Annotated in this window: 14 protein-coding genes; 6 read left to right on the forward strand and 8 right to left on the reverse strand. The window is 43.9% G+C overall.

What is annotated here, in order from left to right:
- Positions 1-287 precede the first annotated feature (287 nt).
- Genes D8872_RS05450 through D8872_RS05465 form a run of 4 tightly spaced genes read right to left on the reverse strand, consistent with a single transcriptional unit; the run spans position 288 to position 4,307 of the window.
- A complete protein-coding gene (locus D8872_RS05450; RefSeq protein WP_039975732.1) occupies positions 288-545 on the reverse strand; it encodes a DUF896 family protein in 258 nt (85 codons plus the stop codon).
- A 20-nt stretch (positions 546-565) separates the two neighbouring features.
- Positions 566-2,605, reverse strand: a complete 2,040-nt coding sequence (gene glyS / locus D8872_RS05455; protein WP_048764716.1) for a glycine--tRNA ligase subunit beta — start codon at positions 2,603-2,605, stop codon at positions 566-568.
- Positions 2,606-2,607: 2 nt separating this feature from the next.
- Entirely contained in the window at positions 2,608-3,525 is a 918-nt protein-coding gene (glyQ, locus tag D8872_RS05460; RefSeq protein ID WP_002893545.1) for a glycine--tRNA ligase subunit alpha, read from the reverse strand.
- Between the two features lie 20 nt (positions 3,526-3,545).
- Positions 3,546-4,307 carry an elongation factor Tu gene (locus D8872_RS05465; RefSeq protein WP_125390234.1) on the reverse strand — a complete coding sequence of 254 codons (762 nt, stop codon included), beginning with the start codon at positions 4,305-4,307 and terminating at the stop codon, positions 3,546-3,548.
- Between the two features lie 580 nt (positions 4,308-4,887).
- On the opposite strand from D8872_RS05465, the gene D8872_RS05470 reads away from it, so the two are divergent.
- The 5 genes from D8872_RS05470 to serS all read left to right on the forward strand — a co-directional run bounded on the left by D8872_RS05470 (position 4,888) and on the right by serS (position 9,587).
- Entirely contained in the window at positions 4,888-5,877 is a 990-nt protein-coding gene (locus D8872_RS05470) for a PTS sugar transporter subunit IIB (RefSeq protein WP_125390235.1), read from the forward strand.
- A 44-nt stretch (positions 5,878-5,921) separates the two neighbouring features.
- The gene (locus tag D8872_RS05475) at positions 5,922-6,725 is read left to right on the forward strand and encodes a PTS mannose/fructose/sorbose transporter subunit IIC (RefSeq protein ID WP_005591779.1); all 804 of its coding nucleotides are present in this window, start codon (positions 5,922-5,924) and stop codon (positions 6,723-6,725) included.
- 18 nt (positions 6,726-6,743) lie between these two features.
- Positions 6,744-7,655 (forward strand): PTS system mannose/fructose/sorbose family transporter subunit IID, encoded by a 912-nt coding sequence (locus tag D8872_RS05480; RefSeq protein WP_045500727.1) that lies wholly within the window; start codon positions 6,744-6,746, stop codon positions 7,653-7,655.
- Between the two features lie 70 nt (positions 7,656-7,725).
- Positions 7,726-8,097 (forward strand): DUF956 family protein, encoded by a 372-nt coding sequence (locus tag D8872_RS05485; protein ID WP_048764725.1) that lies wholly within the window; start codon positions 7,726-7,728, stop codon positions 8,095-8,097.
- A gap of 212 nt (positions 8,098-8,309) precedes the next feature.
- A complete protein-coding gene (serS, locus tag D8872_RS05490) occupies positions 8,310-9,587 on the forward strand; it encodes a serine--tRNA ligase (protein WP_125390236.1) in 1,278 nt (425 codons plus the stop codon).
- Between the two features lie 280 nt (positions 9,588-9,867).
- Here serS and D8872_RS05495 read toward each other — a convergent pair whose 3' ends face one another.
- The gene (locus D8872_RS05495) at positions 9,868-11,826 is read right to left on the reverse strand and encodes a peptide ABC transporter substrate-binding protein (RefSeq protein ID WP_185761397.1); all 1,959 of its coding nucleotides are present in this window, start codon (positions 11,824-11,826) and stop codon (positions 9,868-9,870) included.
- Between the two features lie 279 nt (positions 11,827-12,105).
- Here D8872_RS05495 and pbp3 point away from each other — a divergent pair, with 279 nt between their 5' ends.
- Positions 12,106-13,383 carry a D-alanyl-D-alanine carboxypeptidase PBP3 gene (pbp3, locus tag D8872_RS05500; RefSeq protein WP_125390238.1) on the forward strand — a complete coding sequence of 426 codons (1,278 nt, stop codon included), beginning with the start codon at positions 12,106-12,108 and terminating at the stop codon, positions 13,381-13,383.
- A gap of 193 nt (positions 13,384-13,576) precedes the next feature.
- On the opposite strand, the gene sufB is transcribed toward pbp3, so the two are convergent.
- From sufB to D8872_RS05515, 3 genes are read right to left on the reverse strand one after another with little or no spacing between them, the layout of a single operon-like run.
- A complete protein-coding gene (gene sufB / locus D8872_RS05505; RefSeq protein WP_048766431.1) occupies positions 13,577-14,989 on the reverse strand; it encodes a Fe-S cluster assembly protein SufB in 1,413 nt (470 codons plus the stop codon).
- Between the two features lie 17 nt (positions 14,990-15,006).
- Complete coding sequence (gene sufU, locus D8872_RS05510) at positions 15,007-15,444, reverse strand: Fe-S cluster assembly sulfur transfer protein SufU (protein WP_002902442.1); 438 nt, start codon at positions 15,442-15,444, stop codon at positions 15,007-15,009.
- Positions 15,431-16,663, reverse strand: a complete 1,233-nt coding sequence (locus D8872_RS05515) for a cysteine desulfurase (protein WP_125390239.1) — start codon at positions 16,661-16,663, stop codon at positions 15,431-15,433. Before D8872_RS05515 ends, sufU begins: the two co-directional genes overlap by 14 nt.
- Positions 16,664-16,699 lie beyond the last annotated feature (36 nt).

Here is a 16,699-nt window from a genome sequence, read left to right on the forward strand (position 1 = left end):
GGCATTATTTCTTGATTTTCCTTTATAAATGCTGTATCCCTCGATATAAAGTCCATAAATATTCTTAGCCTTAAGCTAAGTTATAAATTCAAAAAAAGAGTCTGGGACAAAAGTCCTAGACTCTTCAATTGTCTTTGGATTGTAGAGCAAGACGCAATGGTTGAGTGGGCTCTACTATGCTGATTTCATCAGCTTTTACAGCCCTACTCAACTGTGCGGAGGTGGGACGACGAAATCGAATTCTAACGAATTACCGATTTCTGTCCCACTCTCTCTTTTTCTTGTTTTTATGAATTTGGATCATCTAGACTGCGGCCATGAAGACCTTTCTCGCGCTGAACTTGGCGCAACTTTTCAGGCGTCACATCATTGCCATCCTCATCAACGATCTTGATGCCCTCAATATGATGGCGAACAGAACGACGGTAGCCTTCGATGTACTCTTCACGAAGCTTGGCTTGTTCTACTTTTTCCTCAGCAGTTAGGCCTTCTGTTTTTTTCTTTTTAGCCAGTTCGTTGATGCGTTCAATTTTTTTAGGATCCATGATTCTACCTCTCTTACCTTTCATTTGGTATTAATCTGATTAAACTGCGCCAGCTGTCCCGCTTTGGCTGTCAAAGAAGACAGGAGAGCTAGACGGTTGTTACGCACAGCCTCATCTTCTGCCATAACCATGGTATGGTCAAAGAAAGCGTCAATAGCTGGACTGAGGGCAAAAAGTTGATCCAGATTAGCAGCTAAGTCAGGCGTCAGCTCCACTTTTTCAATAGCAGCTGCCAAGTCTTTTTCCTCTTGATTTTCAAAGAGTGCTGAATTAACAGCTGTCTGCCCTTGGGCTTTCTCAGCTAGATTAAAGACACGAGACAGGCTTTCGACTGCTGACTTAAAGTTGTCTTCCTGAGCTTTCTCAGCTAGAAGTGCAGCTGTTTCTACCAAATCGCGTACGACAAAGTTAGTGCTTTGAAGAACAGCTGTCACGATGTCTTTTGGAATGCTGCGATCCATCATTTTCTCAACGCGGGCACGGAAGAAGTCCAGCACGGCCTCTTGATTTTCATAACTTAGACTATCAAACTTCAGTTTGTAAAGTCGACCAAGAAGCTGAGCCAAGTCAATGTTCCAGCCAAACTTGTCCAAGATACGCACGACACCTTGAGTCGCACGGCGTAGTGCATACGGGTCATTGGAACCGCTCGGAATCAAGCCAACTGAGAAGAAGGACAGAATAGTATCCAACTTATCAGCCAGAGCCAAGACCGCACCGACCTTGGTGTCAGGCAATTCGCCATCGGCGGATGTCGGCATATAGTGCTCCCGAATGGCAGCTGCCACCGTAGCATTCTCACCAGCCAGAAGAGCATACTTCTCTCCCATGATACCTTGCAGCTCATCAAACTCACCAACCATGCCAGTCAGCAAATCAAACTTATAAATAGCCGCTGCACGAGCCAAGTCGGCTGTCTCATCCGCATCCAATCCTGCCTCTTGCGCCAAGAGAGCCGCAATCTTGCCCGTCCGCTCCATGTGCTCTGCCAGAGAACCAATCTTTTCATGGAAGGTCACATTGCTCAGCTTTTCAACCAAGTCAGCAATCGCCAGCTTTTGGTCTTCCCGCCAGAAGAATTCCCCGTCTTCCAGACGAGCCACCAAGACTTTCTCATTTCCCTTGATGACATTTTCCAGATGCTCTGCATTTCCGTTGCGGACAGAGATAAAGTGTGGCAAAAGCTTGCCTTCAGCATCGCGTACAACAAAGTAACGCTGGTGCTCTTTCATGGAAGTTACCAAGACTTCCTCAGGCACCTCTAAATATTTGGCATCAAAATTACCCAAGAAAGCAGTTGGATATTCTACCAGATTCAACACTTCATTGAGCAAGTCTTCGTCAATCTCGATAGAAACACCGTGCTCCTGCTCTAACGCCCGAATCTGTTCGATAATCATATTTTCCCGCTCAAGAGGACTGGTAATGACAAACTGAGCCCGCAAGTCATCTTCATAGGAATTTGCTGAAGAAATCTCCGTTTCTTTCCCCAAGAAACGGTGTCCACGGCTGGTACGACCGCTCTTGATGTCCAAGAAATCCAAATCAAAGGCCTGCTCATCTAAGAGTACAGTCAAGGTGTGAACTGGGCGGATGTATTCAAAGGTGTTGTTAGCCCAGTGCATGCTGACAGGGAAGGTCAGAGCTTGCAGAACTTCCGTCACTGCTGGGATGATTTCCTCTACTGGGCGGCCGATTTCTTCCTTGGTCACATAGACGTATTCTTCTCCCTTGATTTCGCGGAAAGTAATGTCCTCAACCGTTAAGCCCTTGCCACGGACAAAGCCTTCTGCAGCCTTGGTGAAGTTGCCGTCAGCATCCAGAGCAATTTTCTTAGAAGGGCCTTTGAAATCTTCGGTCAGATCAGACTGCTTGTCCGCCAAGCCCACCACGCGCACCGCCAGACGACGCGGTGTGGAGAACATTTCAATTTTCTCAAAGGTCAGACGATGGTCTGTCAGGAAGGCTCCCATCTTGTCGCGCAGCTGCTTCATGCTCGGTGTCACGACATAGGCTGGCATTTCCTCCAAGCCTAATTCAACTAATAAATTTTTTACCATGATTATTCTCCCTCCTCTGCCAAGAGTTTCTCGCGAGTCTCTGCATCCAAAAGTGGATAGCCTAGACGCTTTCGCTCAGCCACAAAGGTCTTGGCCACGACACGCGCCAGATTACGAATACGTGCGATATAACCAGCCCGCTCTGTCACAGATACAGCGCCACGCGCATCCAAGAGGTTAAAGGTATGCGAGCATTTGAGAACATAGTCATAGGCTGGGTGCACCAGATGCTCGTCCAGACAGCGCTTAGCTTCCGCTTCAAACTTCTCAAAATTCCCCAAGAGCAAGTCTTGGTCGCTGACCTCAAAGCTGTACTTCGAATGCTCATACTCAGGATGAGTGAAAATTTCGCCGTACTTAACGCCATCGGCCCACTCAATGTCGTAGACTGAGTCCACTTCTTGGATATAAGAAGCCAGACGCTCCAGACCATAAGTTACCTCAGCCGTTACCGGTTGAGTTGGAAGACCTCCGACCTGCTGGAAGTAAGTGAACTGAGTGATTTCCATACCATCCAGCCAGACTTCCCAGCCCAGACCAGCTGAACCAGTTGACGGATTTTCCCAGTTATCCTCAACAAAGCGGATGTCGTGCTCCAGCGGATTGATGCCCAAGAGCTCCAAAGACTGCAAGTAAAGTTCTTGGATATTGCTTGGAGAAGGCTTCATAACCACTTGAAATTGATGGTGCTGGTACAGACGATTCGGATTTTCCCCATAACGCCCATCTGCCGGCCGGCGAGACGGCTCGACATAGGCCGCATTCCATGGCTCTGGCCCAATAGCCCGCAGGAAAGTATAGGGACTCATGGTTCCCGCTCCCTTCTCATTATCATAAGCCTGCATAAGCATACAGCCCTGGTCATTCCAGAACTGCTGTAAAGTCAAGATAATTTCTTGAAATGTTAACTTTTTAGACATTTGTTACTCCTTTAGTTTGTTTATATCTCTTTGTCTATTATTTTCTGCTGTATGAACCAATCCAACAAGGGAAGTGTTTTATCTGTATTCGTCCAACGATGATAAGAATCACAGACCGCTTGCACACTGCCTAGATTTTCTACTAACTTGTCAACTGTCAAAAAACTGCGCCAGTATTCGTAAAAAATACTAGCATAATTCCCTTGATAAGTTGAAGTGCCAAAATCATTCAATGAGTGCCAACCGTGCTTTTTCTGAAAGAGCTTTACGAGAGACTGATTACAAGCTTTTTCCACTCGAAATTCCTCATTTGTAAAGAAATACTTGCGACTAATATACTCAACCATCCCTTCTTCAAACCAGATATAGGCACCGTATCCATCAAAGTCATCTAAAAAATGCTCCGACCAATGAGCCAACTCATGGCCGACAATCTGTAAGAGAGAATTTTCAGACAAAGACTGATAATGGCCTTCTATTGCTCGAGTTTGGTGAGAGGACTCGTAATTCTCCAACTGAAGGAGATACAAAGCTTTCCAAACCGTCAATTCGGGAGTCATAACCATCCGCCTATCATTTGTATAGGCTGGTACAGGAATTTCCCGAATGATCTGCGTAGCAGAATCAAAATCGGACCAAATGATGGCTTGCGGCAAGTCATAAACCGCAAACTCGTCTTTTAAAAATGTTAGATAATCCTGCAACTTTGCGGAATTCTTTGCGACGAAATCTTGAAAAGCTGCGAATTGGTTCTCGTCTTTTACAAGATAAAAGTTCTCCACGAATCTCCTTTCTTTCGAACAATAGGTTCAGTACGCAAAAGAACCACATCCGACAGTCCTAGGCTCTTCAACCTAGGGGCGTCAAGACGCGGTTCCACCCTAATTTATTACTTCATTACGTTTAAAAATGTTAACCAAAAGCGCCATCTGCTCTGCTTCCCTATCTGGCTCACACTATCCCAGACTCGCTAAAAAGTAGACAAAGAGATTTCTTTCTAAAAAAGATTATAGCAGAAAATAGATAATTTGTAAAATACTTCTTGGACTTCAGCTATAAATTCTTCCTATATAAATTTACTTTCTATCAATTTATCAGATAAGCATTTTCATAGAAATTTTCATTTACTTTCATATATTAACCTAGTTACATTAGCAATCTAATCTTCATCTAATTATTTAGTGAGAAGAAAAGATCAAAAAAGGCTGATATAACAGCGTTTTTCACTAGAAATAGAATTTGAAAATAATTGTCGCCTCGATTCAGGTACTTGCATTTTTCATGAAAACGTTTTATAATAATAGTTAGCCTTAAAGTTTTCTTAAACTTAAGTCAAACATTTTATAAGGAGGAAAAACAATAATGAGTATTGGAATCATTATTGCCAGCCACGGTGAATTTGCTGCTGGCATTCATCAGTCAGGTTCTATGATTTTTGGTGAGCAAGAAAAAGTTCAAGTTGTAACTTTCATGCCAAACGAAGGTCCTGATGATCTGTATGCAAAATTCAATGACGCTGTGGCTTCGTTTGATGCGAACGATGAGGTATTGGTCTTGGCTGACCTTTGGAGTGGGTCTCCATTTAACCAAGCTAGCCGTGTCATGGGTGAAAATCCAGACCGCAAGTTCGCGATTATTACAGGTTTGAACCTGCCTATGCTAATTCAAGCCTACACAGAGCGCATGATGGATGCAAACGCTGGCGTAGATGCTGTCGTTGCAAACATTATCAAGGAAGCTAAGGAAGGCGTAAAAGCACTTCCAGAAGAGCTAAGTCCAGTCCTAGAAAGCGCTGCTCCTGCTGCTGCACCAGTTGCTCAAGCAGCTATCCCAGAAGGAACTGTTATCGGAGACGGCAAGCTCAAAATCAACCTTGCTCGTATCGATACACGTTTGTTGCATGGACAAGTTGCGACAGCTTGGACTCCAGATTCAAAAGCAGACCGTATCATCGTTGCTTCTGACTCAGTAGCTAAAGATGAACTTCGTAAAGAACTCATCAAACAAGCTGCACCTGGTAATGTTAAAGCAAACGTTGTTCCAATTGATAAATTGATTGCTGTTTCAAAAGATCCACGTTTCGGTAATACGCACGCTCTTATCTTATTTGAAACTCCACAAGATGCCCTACGCGCTATCGAAGGTGGTGTGCCAATCAAGACCCTCAACGTCGGCTCAATGGCTCACTCAACTGGTAAAACAATGGTCAACAACGTTCTGTCAATGGACAAGGACGACGTGGCAACTTACGAAAAATTGCGTGACCTCGGAGTTGAATTCGACGTACGTAAAGTACCAAATGATTCTAAGAAAGATTTGTTTGACTTAATTAACAAAGCCAACGTTCAATAATCTGAACCGTTTCGCTCTCATATTATTATGAAAGGATTTAAAACATGTCTATTATTTCTATGGTTTTAGTAGTCTTTGTTGCCTTCCTAGCTGGTCTTGAAGGTATCTTGGACCAATTCCAATTCCACCAACCATTGGTTGCATGTACCTTGATCGGTCTTGTAACTGGTAACTTAACTGCTGGTGTTATCCTTGGCGGATCTCTTCAAATGATCGCTCTTGGTTGGGCTAACATCGGTGCTGCCGTTGCTCCTGACGCTGCTTTGGCTTCAGTTGCTGCTGCTATCATCATGGTTCAAGGTGGAGACTTCACTGACAAAGGTATCACAGTTGCAACTACAATCGCGATTCCTCTTGCCGTAGCTGGTCTCTTCCTGACTATGATTGTGCGTACTATCTCTGTTGCCTTGGTTCACGCTGCAGACTCTGCTGCTAAAAAAGGCGACTTTGCTAGCGTTGAACGCGCGCACTTTGTAGCTCTCCTTCTCCAAGGACTTCGTATCGCTATCCCTGCAGCCCTTCTTCTTGCTATCCCTGCAGAAGCAGTGCAAAAATTGCTTGCTATGATGCCTGATTGGTTGGCAGGCGGTATGGCTGTCGGCGGGGGAATGGTTGTTGCCGTTGGTTACGCTATGGTTATCAACATGATGGCAACTCGCGAAGTATGGCCATTCTTTGCTATCGGTTTTGCTCTTGCTGCTGTTAGCCAATTGACTTTGATTGCCCTCGGTGCTATCGGTGTAGCAATCGCCCTTATCTACCTCAACCTTTCTAAGAAAGGCGGAAACGGTGGTGGCGGGTCTGCTACATCTAACGACCCAATCGGCGATATCCTAGAAGACTACTAAGAAAGGAGCTGCTATATCATGACTGAAAAAATTCAATTATCTAAATCAGACCGTCAAAAAGTTTGGTGGCGTTCTACTTTCTTGCAAGGTTCTTGGAACTATGAACGTATGCAAAACTTGGGTTGGGCTTATTCTTTAATTCCAGCTCTCAAGAAACTTTACACTAAAAAAGAAGATCAAGCTGCTGCTCTTGAGCGTCACTTGGAATTCTTCAATACTCACCCATACGTTGCTGCTCCAATCATCGGTGTAACACTCGCCCTTGAAGAAGAAAAAGCAAACGGTGCAGAAATTGACGATGCAGCTATCCAAGGTGTTAAAATCGGTATGATGGGACCTTTGGCTGGTATCGGTGACCCAGTCTTCTGGTTCACAGTTCGTCCGATCCTTGGAGCACTCGGTGCATCTCTTGCTCTGTCAGGAAATATCATCGGCCCACTTCTCTTCTTCGTTCTTTGGAATGCAATCCGTATGGCCTTCTTGTGGTACACTCAAGAATTGGGCTACAAGGCTGGTTCTGAAATCACTAAAGACATGTCTGGTGGTATCCTCCAAGACATCACTAAAGGTGCTTCAATCCTTGGTATGTTTATCTTGGCTGTTTTGGTAGCACGCTGGGTAAACGTTAGCTTTGCGCTTCAATTGCCATCTACAAAACTCTCTGAGGGAGCTTACATCAACTTCCCTAAAGGTGCTGTAACTGGCGAGCAACTTCAAAAAATCTTGGGTGATGTTGCAGGCGGATTGAGTTTGACTCCTGAAAAAGCTAATACCCTTCAAGGACAAATTAACTCTTTGATTCCAGGTTTGATGGGACTTCTCCTTACCTTCCTCTGCATGTGGTTGCTTAAGAAGAAAGTTTCTCCAATCACAATCATCATCGGACTTTTCGTTGTTGGTATCGTTGCCCGCCTTATTGGTTTGATGTAATTAAAAAGAAGGTTTCGGCCTTCTTTTTATTATGGTATAATAGCTATAGTATTTAAAAGGGAGATGTTCTATGGCGCAATCGCAAAATAAATCGATTGAATTTCAAACGACAGGGGTTTCCTATCTGGGTTTAGGTGGCAAGGTTGGGAAGTTTTTAGTTGGTGATGTTGCACTGGAATTCTACGCTGATGCTAATGTAGAAGACTATATCCAGCTACCTTGGTCTAGCATCCAGCAGATCGGTGCCAATGTCTCTGGGAAAAATGTCAGTCGCCATTTTGAAGTGTTTACAGACAAGGGCAAGTTTCTCTTTGCCTCCAAGGACACTGGAAAGATTCTCAAAATTGCACGGCAACATATCGGAAATGAGAAAGTTGTCAAATTGCCTACCTTGATCCAAACAATTGCCCAATTCTTTAAAAATCTATTTGCAAAAAAATAGAAAATCCTGTATAATCTAGGAAACGGATAAGTAAGACTATCGCTTCTTTCAGAAAGTCTGCGGGTGTTGCGAGCAGATAGGAGCCTAGTGTGAAATTCTACCGTTGCAATACAACTACATACATAATCAAGTGCACACCTGTGAAGTTGGATGGAACCGCGGCCTAGCCGCTCCAACAGTCTCCTCGGTGTGCTTTTATTTTTGGAGGTCTTATGTTAGATTTAAAACGTATTCGGACAGACTTTGATGCTGTCGCAGAGAAATTAGCTACCCGTGGCGTAGCAGCTGATGTGCTCAATCGAATGAAGGAAATTGATGAGCAACGACGTGATTTATTGGTAAAAGTAGAAAATCTCAAAGCAGAACGCAACACTGTTTCTGCAGAGATTGCCCAAGCCAAACGCAACAAAGAAAATGCAGATGACAAGATTGCAGCCATGCAAAAACTATCTGCCCAAGTCAAGGATTTGGATGCTACTTTGGCTGAATTAGATGCTAAATTGACCGAGTTCACCACAACTCTGCCAAATATTCCGCACGATAGCGTGCCAGTCGGGGCAGACGAGGATGACAATGTAGAGGTCCGTCGCTGGGGTACACCGCGCCAATTTGACTTTGAAGCTAAGGCTCACTGGGATTTGGGCGAAGATTTGGATATCCTGGACTGGGAACGTGGAGCAAAAGTTACGGGAGCCCGCTTCCTCTTCTACAAGGGCTTGGGTGCTCGTTTGGAACGTGCTATCTACAACTTCATGCTGGATGAGCATGGCAAAGAAGGCTATACAGAAGTCATCACTCCCTATATGGTCAACCATGACTCTATGTTTGGTACCGGGCAATATCCTAAGTTCAAAGAAGATACCTTTGAGCTAAGCGATACCAACTTCGTTCTGATTCCGACTGCCGAAGTTCCACTGACCAACTATTATCGAGACGAAATTCTAGACGGCAAGGAATTGCCAATCTACTTTACAGCTATGAGCCCATCTTTCCGTTCTGAAGCTGGTTCTGCTGGTCGTGACACACGTGGTCTCATCCGCCTGCACCAATTCCACAAGGTTGAAATGGTCAAATTTGCCAAGCCAGAAGAATCTTATGAAGAGCTAGAAAAGATGACTGCCAATGCAGAAAACATCCTACAAAAGCTCAATCTGCCTTACCGTGTCGTTGCTCTTTCTACTGGTGACATGGGCTTCTCAGCTGCTAAAACCTACGACTTGGAAGTCTGGATTCCAGCTCAGAACACCTACCGTGAAATCTCTAGCTGCTCTAACACAGAAGATTTCCAAGCTCGTCGTGCCCAAATCCGCTACCGTGACGAAGCAGATGGCAAGGTCAAACTCCTCCACACTCTCAATGGATCTGGACTGGCTGTCGGACGTACAGTCGCTGCTATCTTAGAAAATTACCAAAACGAAGATGGCTCTGTAACCATTCCTGAAGTCCTACGTCCTTACATGGGTGGCTTGGAAGTCATCGCACCAAAATAAACAATGAAAGGTCCGAAACAATCGGACCTTTTCTTATACTTCTTAAGGAGAAACTCAACAGTTCAGAAAGAGAAACGAGATATAGGATTTTCTACTTTAAAAGAGAGTGGGACAGAAATCGGTCATTCGTTAGAATTCGATTTCATCGTCCCACCTCCGCACTGTTGAGTAGGGCTGTAAAAGCTGATGAAATCAGCGTAGTAGAGCCCACTCAGCAACTGTGTCTTGCTCTACAATCCAAAGAAAAGAGGATAGGACTTTTGTCCCAGCCTCTTTCCTTTTATTTAACGTGACTTGCTAACTCTTCTTGAGCTTTTTTATTTGATTCTTCTTTTTCTTTTTCCCATTTTTTCAAAGCTTTTTGATAATCAGATACTGTTAGGACCTTATCTTGAAGCTCCATTCCCTTAAATACATAGACATCACCCTTGATACCTACATAAGAGTAGGCTTTGGTAAATGGTACGACCTTTTGAACCATTGGTGAAGCACCTGCAGAAATAGACGGGATCACAATAGAACTATCTGTTAACCAAGCCTGCGCTGCTGCATACTTCGTATAGCGAGCATTGGTATCTTGCTTTTCTGCATCTGCCTGATCCAAAAGCGCTTTGTAGTCCGTTAAACCAACCTTGGAAGCAAGATCTTGGTTTTGGCCTTTTGTCAGACCAATATTATCCAAGCTATCCCCTGTTTCTGGGTTAAAGATATTCAGATAAGTTACTGGGTCTTGGTAGTCTGCTGACCAACCAGACATATTGAGGTCATAGTCCTTTTGGGCAGCTGTTTCTGCAAAGTAAGTAGAGTTATCAAAATCGTCTGATGACATTTGGTGCACGTCAATCACAACGTTTTCTTGGCCTAGAGCTGCCTCAACAGATTGTTTGAAGGAATTGGTCCGCTGCACCATGATTTTATCTGTCTGGTCAACTGGTACATCTAGATGAATTGGGAATTCAGCCCCCTGTGCTTGCAGAGCTTCTTTTGCTTTAGCAAATTCTGCCTTGGCCTTATCTGGGTTGTAAATGCTGTCCTGGGCATCAGCTAATTTGACACCTTGCCATTCATCCCCATAAGAAGCCAGTTGTGATTCAACGACATCCGAGAAGTCCTTGCCATCTACTTGCACAAAACTAGGAGGCACAAGCAAGCTTCTGATAATTTTCGTTGCTCCTTCATTACCATTCATCTGGGCACCAAAGGATTTACGGTCAAAAGCAAAGTTGATTGCTTGGCGGAAGTCCTTATTTTGAATTGCTTCTTTGCTGGCAGCTTTTTGGGCATCTGTCTTAGAAGTGTGGCTATAAGCCTGACGATTCAAGTTAAAGGCATAGAAATAGCTAGTTGAGTTTTGTGGAGTAAAGATGATGTTGTCTTTGTATTTCTTTTCTACTGATGCGTAGTTTGAGCTAGTCGGATAGAGACGAGCTTGCGTGTAAGCACCATCAGTAAAGTTACGGATCAACGACTCTTGGTCAGAACCATCGTAGTAAGTCAACTTGACATCTTCGATCTTCACATTGTCCTTGTCCCAATAGTTTTGGTTTTTAGAATATTCGATAACAGACTTAGAAGTAAATGACTTTAATACATATGGACCATTGTAGAGGATACCGGAAGGTTTCACGGTACCAAAGTCTTTGCCTTCTTTCTTCAGAAATTCTTCGTTAATCGGGAAGAGAATGCCCATCGTTGTCTTAGAATTCCAATAGCTTTCTGGCTGATTCAGAGTGTATTGAACTGTATTGTCGTCGATTGCCTTGACACCGACAGTAGAGAAATCATTGCTTTCTCCTTTGATATAAGCATCCAAGCCCTTGATAGAGTTTTGCACGATTGGTAATGCTTCTGATTTTTCATCTGCAGCGTGCTTGAGCCCTGTGACAAAATCTTGTGCCTTGACAGCAGCATATTCTTCACCTTCTGCTGTGTACCATTTAGCATCCTTACGCAACTTATAAGTATAAGTTAGGCCATCTTTAGACACAGTCCAGTCTTCAGCCAATGAAGGGATAAGATTCCCATATTGATCATTTTCTAAAAGACCGTCGACCAAATTGGCAATAACGTCAGAAGTAGAGGAGCGATTGGAGTTTACATAATCCAATGTATCTGGATCTGTATTATAGACATAAGAATATGTCTTTGCCGAGCTAGTGCTTGACTTGCCACAAGCAGCCAAGAATAGCGCTGATGCTGCAACCAAACCAGTAATAGCCAACCATTTAGATTTTTTCATGAGCAAATCTCCTTCTTTAGATTATGTATTATTATACATCATTTCTAGACAAATACAAGTCTTATTTAAGAAAATTTTAAAATTCTATGCATTTTTCTTATTTTTATTGAAACAAAGTATAGGAAAATTTCTATGCATTTTCATATATTTTCATAAACATGCAGAAAATCTTATAAATAAAAATTTGTTCAATATTTTACAAGGATTTTTGAATAGGATTATCAAAAATATCGGCTTTTTTATGTTACAATAGATTTATTACTAATCTAGGGGAAAGAAATGAAAAAACTTTTTGTATTCTTACTGCTATTCTTTGGCCTGATTGCCAAGCCTGTTCTGGCAGATGACTATGAAATTGCCGCTAAAAGCGCCATTGCTGTCGATGCAAACTCAGGAAAAATCCTCTATGAAAAGGAGGCTACAAGCCCACTAGAAGTCGGTGCTATTACTAACATTTTGACTGCTTATCTGGTTTACGAAGCCATTGCTGATGGCAAACTGAGTCTAGAAACTGAGGTTGATATTTCTGATTATGCTTACCAGCTGACAGTAAATCCAGCTATCGCAAACTTGCCTCTGGAAGCGCGACGCTACAAGGTAAAGGACTTGCTAAATGCTTCTCTTTTAGCAAGCGCCAACAGCGCTACCATTGCTCTGGCAGAAAAAGTTGGTGGAAGCGAAGAAAATTTTGTCAAGATGATGAAAGCCAAACTCAAGGAATGGAATATTTCTGATGCAATCATTGTAAATGCTACTGGTACGGATATTCGTTTACTAGATGGTTCGCTAGACACTACCAATAACGAAGAGGAGTCCGCAGAGAATTCTAAAAGCAAGAAAAAACAAGAAACTGCTAATAAGTTCAGTGCTTATGATATAGCCGTAATTGCTTCACATCTGATTGATGACTACCCAGAAGTCCTTGGCATCACTTCCAAATCTCATGTGAATTTTGCAGGAATCCAATTAGAAAATCCCAACTTAATGTTGGAAGGTTCTCCTAGTTTTCGGACAGGAGTGAAGGGTTTAAAGACAGGCGGGTCTGAGCAGAGTGGTGTTTCATTTGTCGGTGTAACAAGTGAAAAAGGGATGCGATTGATCACAGTCGTTTTAGGAGTCACACAGGAAGATAATGACCCTAATACCCGTTTTGGCGTTACATCTAGCCTAATGACCTACGTTACGCAAAATTTTTCTCCGACGGTCTTGGTCAAAAAAGGCGAACGATATAATAACTCACAAGTAGCTATTAGAGACAGCCAAGAGGATAAGGTCGCTGCAGTTGCTAGTGAGGACCTGGTAATTCTAGAACGGATAGCCAATCAGGCTGAACATAAAGTCACCTTTACGCCAAGTCCACAGGAGCTGCAGGCACCCTTGAAAAAGGGTAGTGTAGTGGGCACCCTCACTTATACAGATTCTGAGCCGATCGGCCAGGGCTACATCGAAAATAAGAAAACTTCTATTTCTATGGTTACAGAAAAAAAGGTTGAAAAAGCTATCATTTTCAAAGTCTGGTGGAACGACTTCATCCGCTTTGTCAACGAGAAGTTATAAAAGAAATACCGCGAATCAATTGATTCGCGGTTATTTGTATAGTTTGTAAACGTTTAACGTAATCAAAAAAAGTTCTTTGAGGGTTAACTCGCAATCGAGTATTCTGCTACTGTTTAACAGGTCCTCTGAATCTTTTAAATACTTTGCCTAGGCAAAGCTTTATTCGCAATTAAAAAGAGGCCAACGCCTCTTTTTATCCAACAGACCCTTCCATTTCATAGCTGATGAGACGGTTCAGCTCAACAGCATATTCCATAGGCAGTTCTTTGGTAAAAGGCTCGACAAAGCCCATGACAATCATTTCGGTTGCTTCGGATTCGGACAAGCCACGGCTCATGAGATAGTAGAGCTGCTCTTCTGAAATCTTAGAAACTTTAGCTTCATGTTCCAAAGCTACCTGCGAGTTGTGGATTTCATTAAATGGAATGGTGTCTGATGCAGACAAATCGTCCATGATAATGGTGTCACATTCGATATGGCTGACAGATTTCTTAGAATTGCGAGCAAAGGTCACTTGGCCACGGTAGTCAACTTTTCCTCCACCTTTAGCGATGGATTTAGACACGATAGACGAGCTGGTGTGTGGCGCATTGTGAATCATCTTAGCCCCTGTATCCTGATGCTGACCAGCATTGGCAAAAGCGATAGAAAGCATGGTACCACGCGCTCCTTCTCCGTCCAGATAAACAGATGGGTACTTCATGGTTGTTTTGGCACCCAAGTTTCCATCAATCCACTCAACTGTCGCATCTTTCATAGCCCGCGCTCGTTTAGTTACAAGGTTGTAGACATTATCTGACCAGTTTTGAATCGTCGTATAGCGCATATAGGCGCCGTCAAGAGCAAAGATTTCAACAATCGCTGCATGCAAGCTGTTACTTGAATATGTTGGTGCTGTACATCCTTCTACGTAGTGAACACTTGCTCCCTCATCAACGATAATCAAAGTCCGTTCAAACTGACCGGAATTTTCATTGTTGATACGGAAGTAGGTTTGAAGTGGAATGTCTACCTTGACACCTTTTGGCACATAGATAAAGGTACCACCAGACCAGACGGCGGAGTTAAGGGCAGCCAACTTGTTGTCTGTCGGCGGAACCAACTTAGCAAAATACTGTTTGAAAAGCTCTGGGTATTCCTTAAGAGCTGAGTCAGTATCTGTAAAGACGATTCCTAGCTTTTGGAACTCTTCCTTCATATTGTGGTAGACCACTTCGGACTCATACTGGGCAGCTGCACCAGCAAGGTAAGCTCGCTCCGCTTCTGGGATCCCAATCCGTTCAAAGGTTTCCTTGATCTTCTCAGGCACTTCATCCCAGCTTCTAGCAGGCTTATCAGAGGCCTTTTGGTAATAAATCAAGTCATCAAAATTAATTTCTGACAAATCTGGGCCCCAAGTCTGCATCGGCATTTTCTTGAAAACCTCGTAGGACTTAAGGCGGAAATCCAACATCCATTCTGGTTCATTCTTGGCTGCAGAGAGCTCGCGAATAACCGCTTCATTCAGCCCTTTCCCTGTCGAGAGAACAGGCTCAACATCGTCATGGAAACCAAACTTGTACTCACCAAGATCAATTGGTTTTGGTTCTACTCTTTCTTCTGACATAATTTCCTTTCACATTCTTACTTTTTATCTTCTTCAATTGCTCGCTTGAGGGCATTCCAACCCAAGGTCGCACACTTAATCCGCTGCGGGAATTTGGCAACGCCAGCTAAAAAGGCTCCATCTCCCAATTCTTTCTGGCGACTGTCTTCCTGGCCCTGAACCATCTGTGAGAAAACTTCTGCTAATTCCAGCGCCTGCTCTTTTGTCTTGCCCAGAACCGCATCCGTCATCATACTGGCCGAAGCCGTTGAGATGGTACAACCGGAATTCACAAAGGCAATATCTTCAATCTGATTTTCCGCATTAAACTTTACAGAAAGGCTGATGACATCGCCACAGGTTGGGTTATTGAGAACTACCTGCTCCACATCTTCCAGTTTCCCATGATGATGGGGGTGAGCCGAGTGGTCGGTCACAACCGCCTTGTAAAGACTGTCTAACTTAGAAAGTGCCATTGAAAAACTCCTTTGTCTTTTCTAAAGCTTCTACCAGCTTGTCACAATCCGCATAGGTATTGTAGATATAGAAGCTGGCCCGTACAGTCGCTGGTACCTGCAGATAGGTTAGCAAGGGCTGAGCACAATGGTGACCCGCCCGAACAGCTACTCCTTCGTAGTCCAGAGCCGTCGCGACATCATGCGGATGAAGACCATCCAGATTAAAGGCAATCACACCTGAGCGCTGAGCCAAATCCTGAGAGCCATAAATGGTCAAGCCTTCCACTGCCTGAAGCTTAGGAAATACGTAGGAAATCAGGTCCTGCTCATGCTGGGCAATGGCATCCATCCCCAAGTCTTCCAAATAATCAATGGCCGCCGCAAGTCCGATTGCTCCTGCCATATTCGGAGTGCCGGCCTCAAACTTCCAAGGAAGCTCCTTCCAGGTCGCTTCCTGCTCATAGACAAAATCAATCATTTCGCCGCCAAACTCGACCGGCGACATCTGCTCCAGCAGTTCTTCCTTGCCATAGAGAACCCCGATACCAGTAGGTCCAGCCATCTTATGCCCCGAAAAGGCGAAGAAGTCCACATCCAAATCCTGTACATCAATCTTCATGTGCGGAATAGATTGAGCCCCGTCTACTACCAAAAGCGCTCCTTGCTGATGAACCAGCTGGGCAATCTCCTTGATGGGATTGATGATACCGAGAACATTAGAAGCATGAGCTAGAGAGACAAACTTGGTCCGCTCATTGAGCTTGGCAAGGAAATCCTCCATATCCAGAGCACCATCTTTGAGATAGACATAGACTAACTTGGCTCCAGTCTTCCTACAAGCTTCCTGCCAAGGAATGACATTGGAATGGTGCTCCATGATCGAAATCAGCACTTCATCACCAGGCTGTAGCCTTTCAGCCGCAAACTGAGCCACCCAGTTGAGTCCCGTCGTGGTTCCTCGTGTAAAGAGGACTTCTCTGCTAGAAGCCGCATTGATAAAAGAACGAACTCTTTCCCTGGCTGCTTCATAGGATGCTGTCGCCCGCTCGGCTAGCGTATGCACACCGCGGTGGACATTGGCATTGTCTCTAAGATAGTAGTTTTCAATAGCCGCTAGCACCTGCTTGGGTTTCTGGGTTGTCGCCGCATTGTCCAAATAAACCAAAGGCTCATCATTAACAATTTGGTCCAAAATGGGAAAATCTTGCTTGATTGCTTCTGCATTAAATCCGGACATGAAGACTCCTATCTAACTAATACGGGACAAGGCCCA

The sequence above is a fragment of the Streptococcus cristatus genome, from assembly GCF_003943815.1.
In the GTDB taxonomy this organism is placed as follows: Bacteria; Bacillota; Bacilli; order Lactobacillales; family Streptococcaceae; genus Streptococcus; species Streptococcus cristatus_F.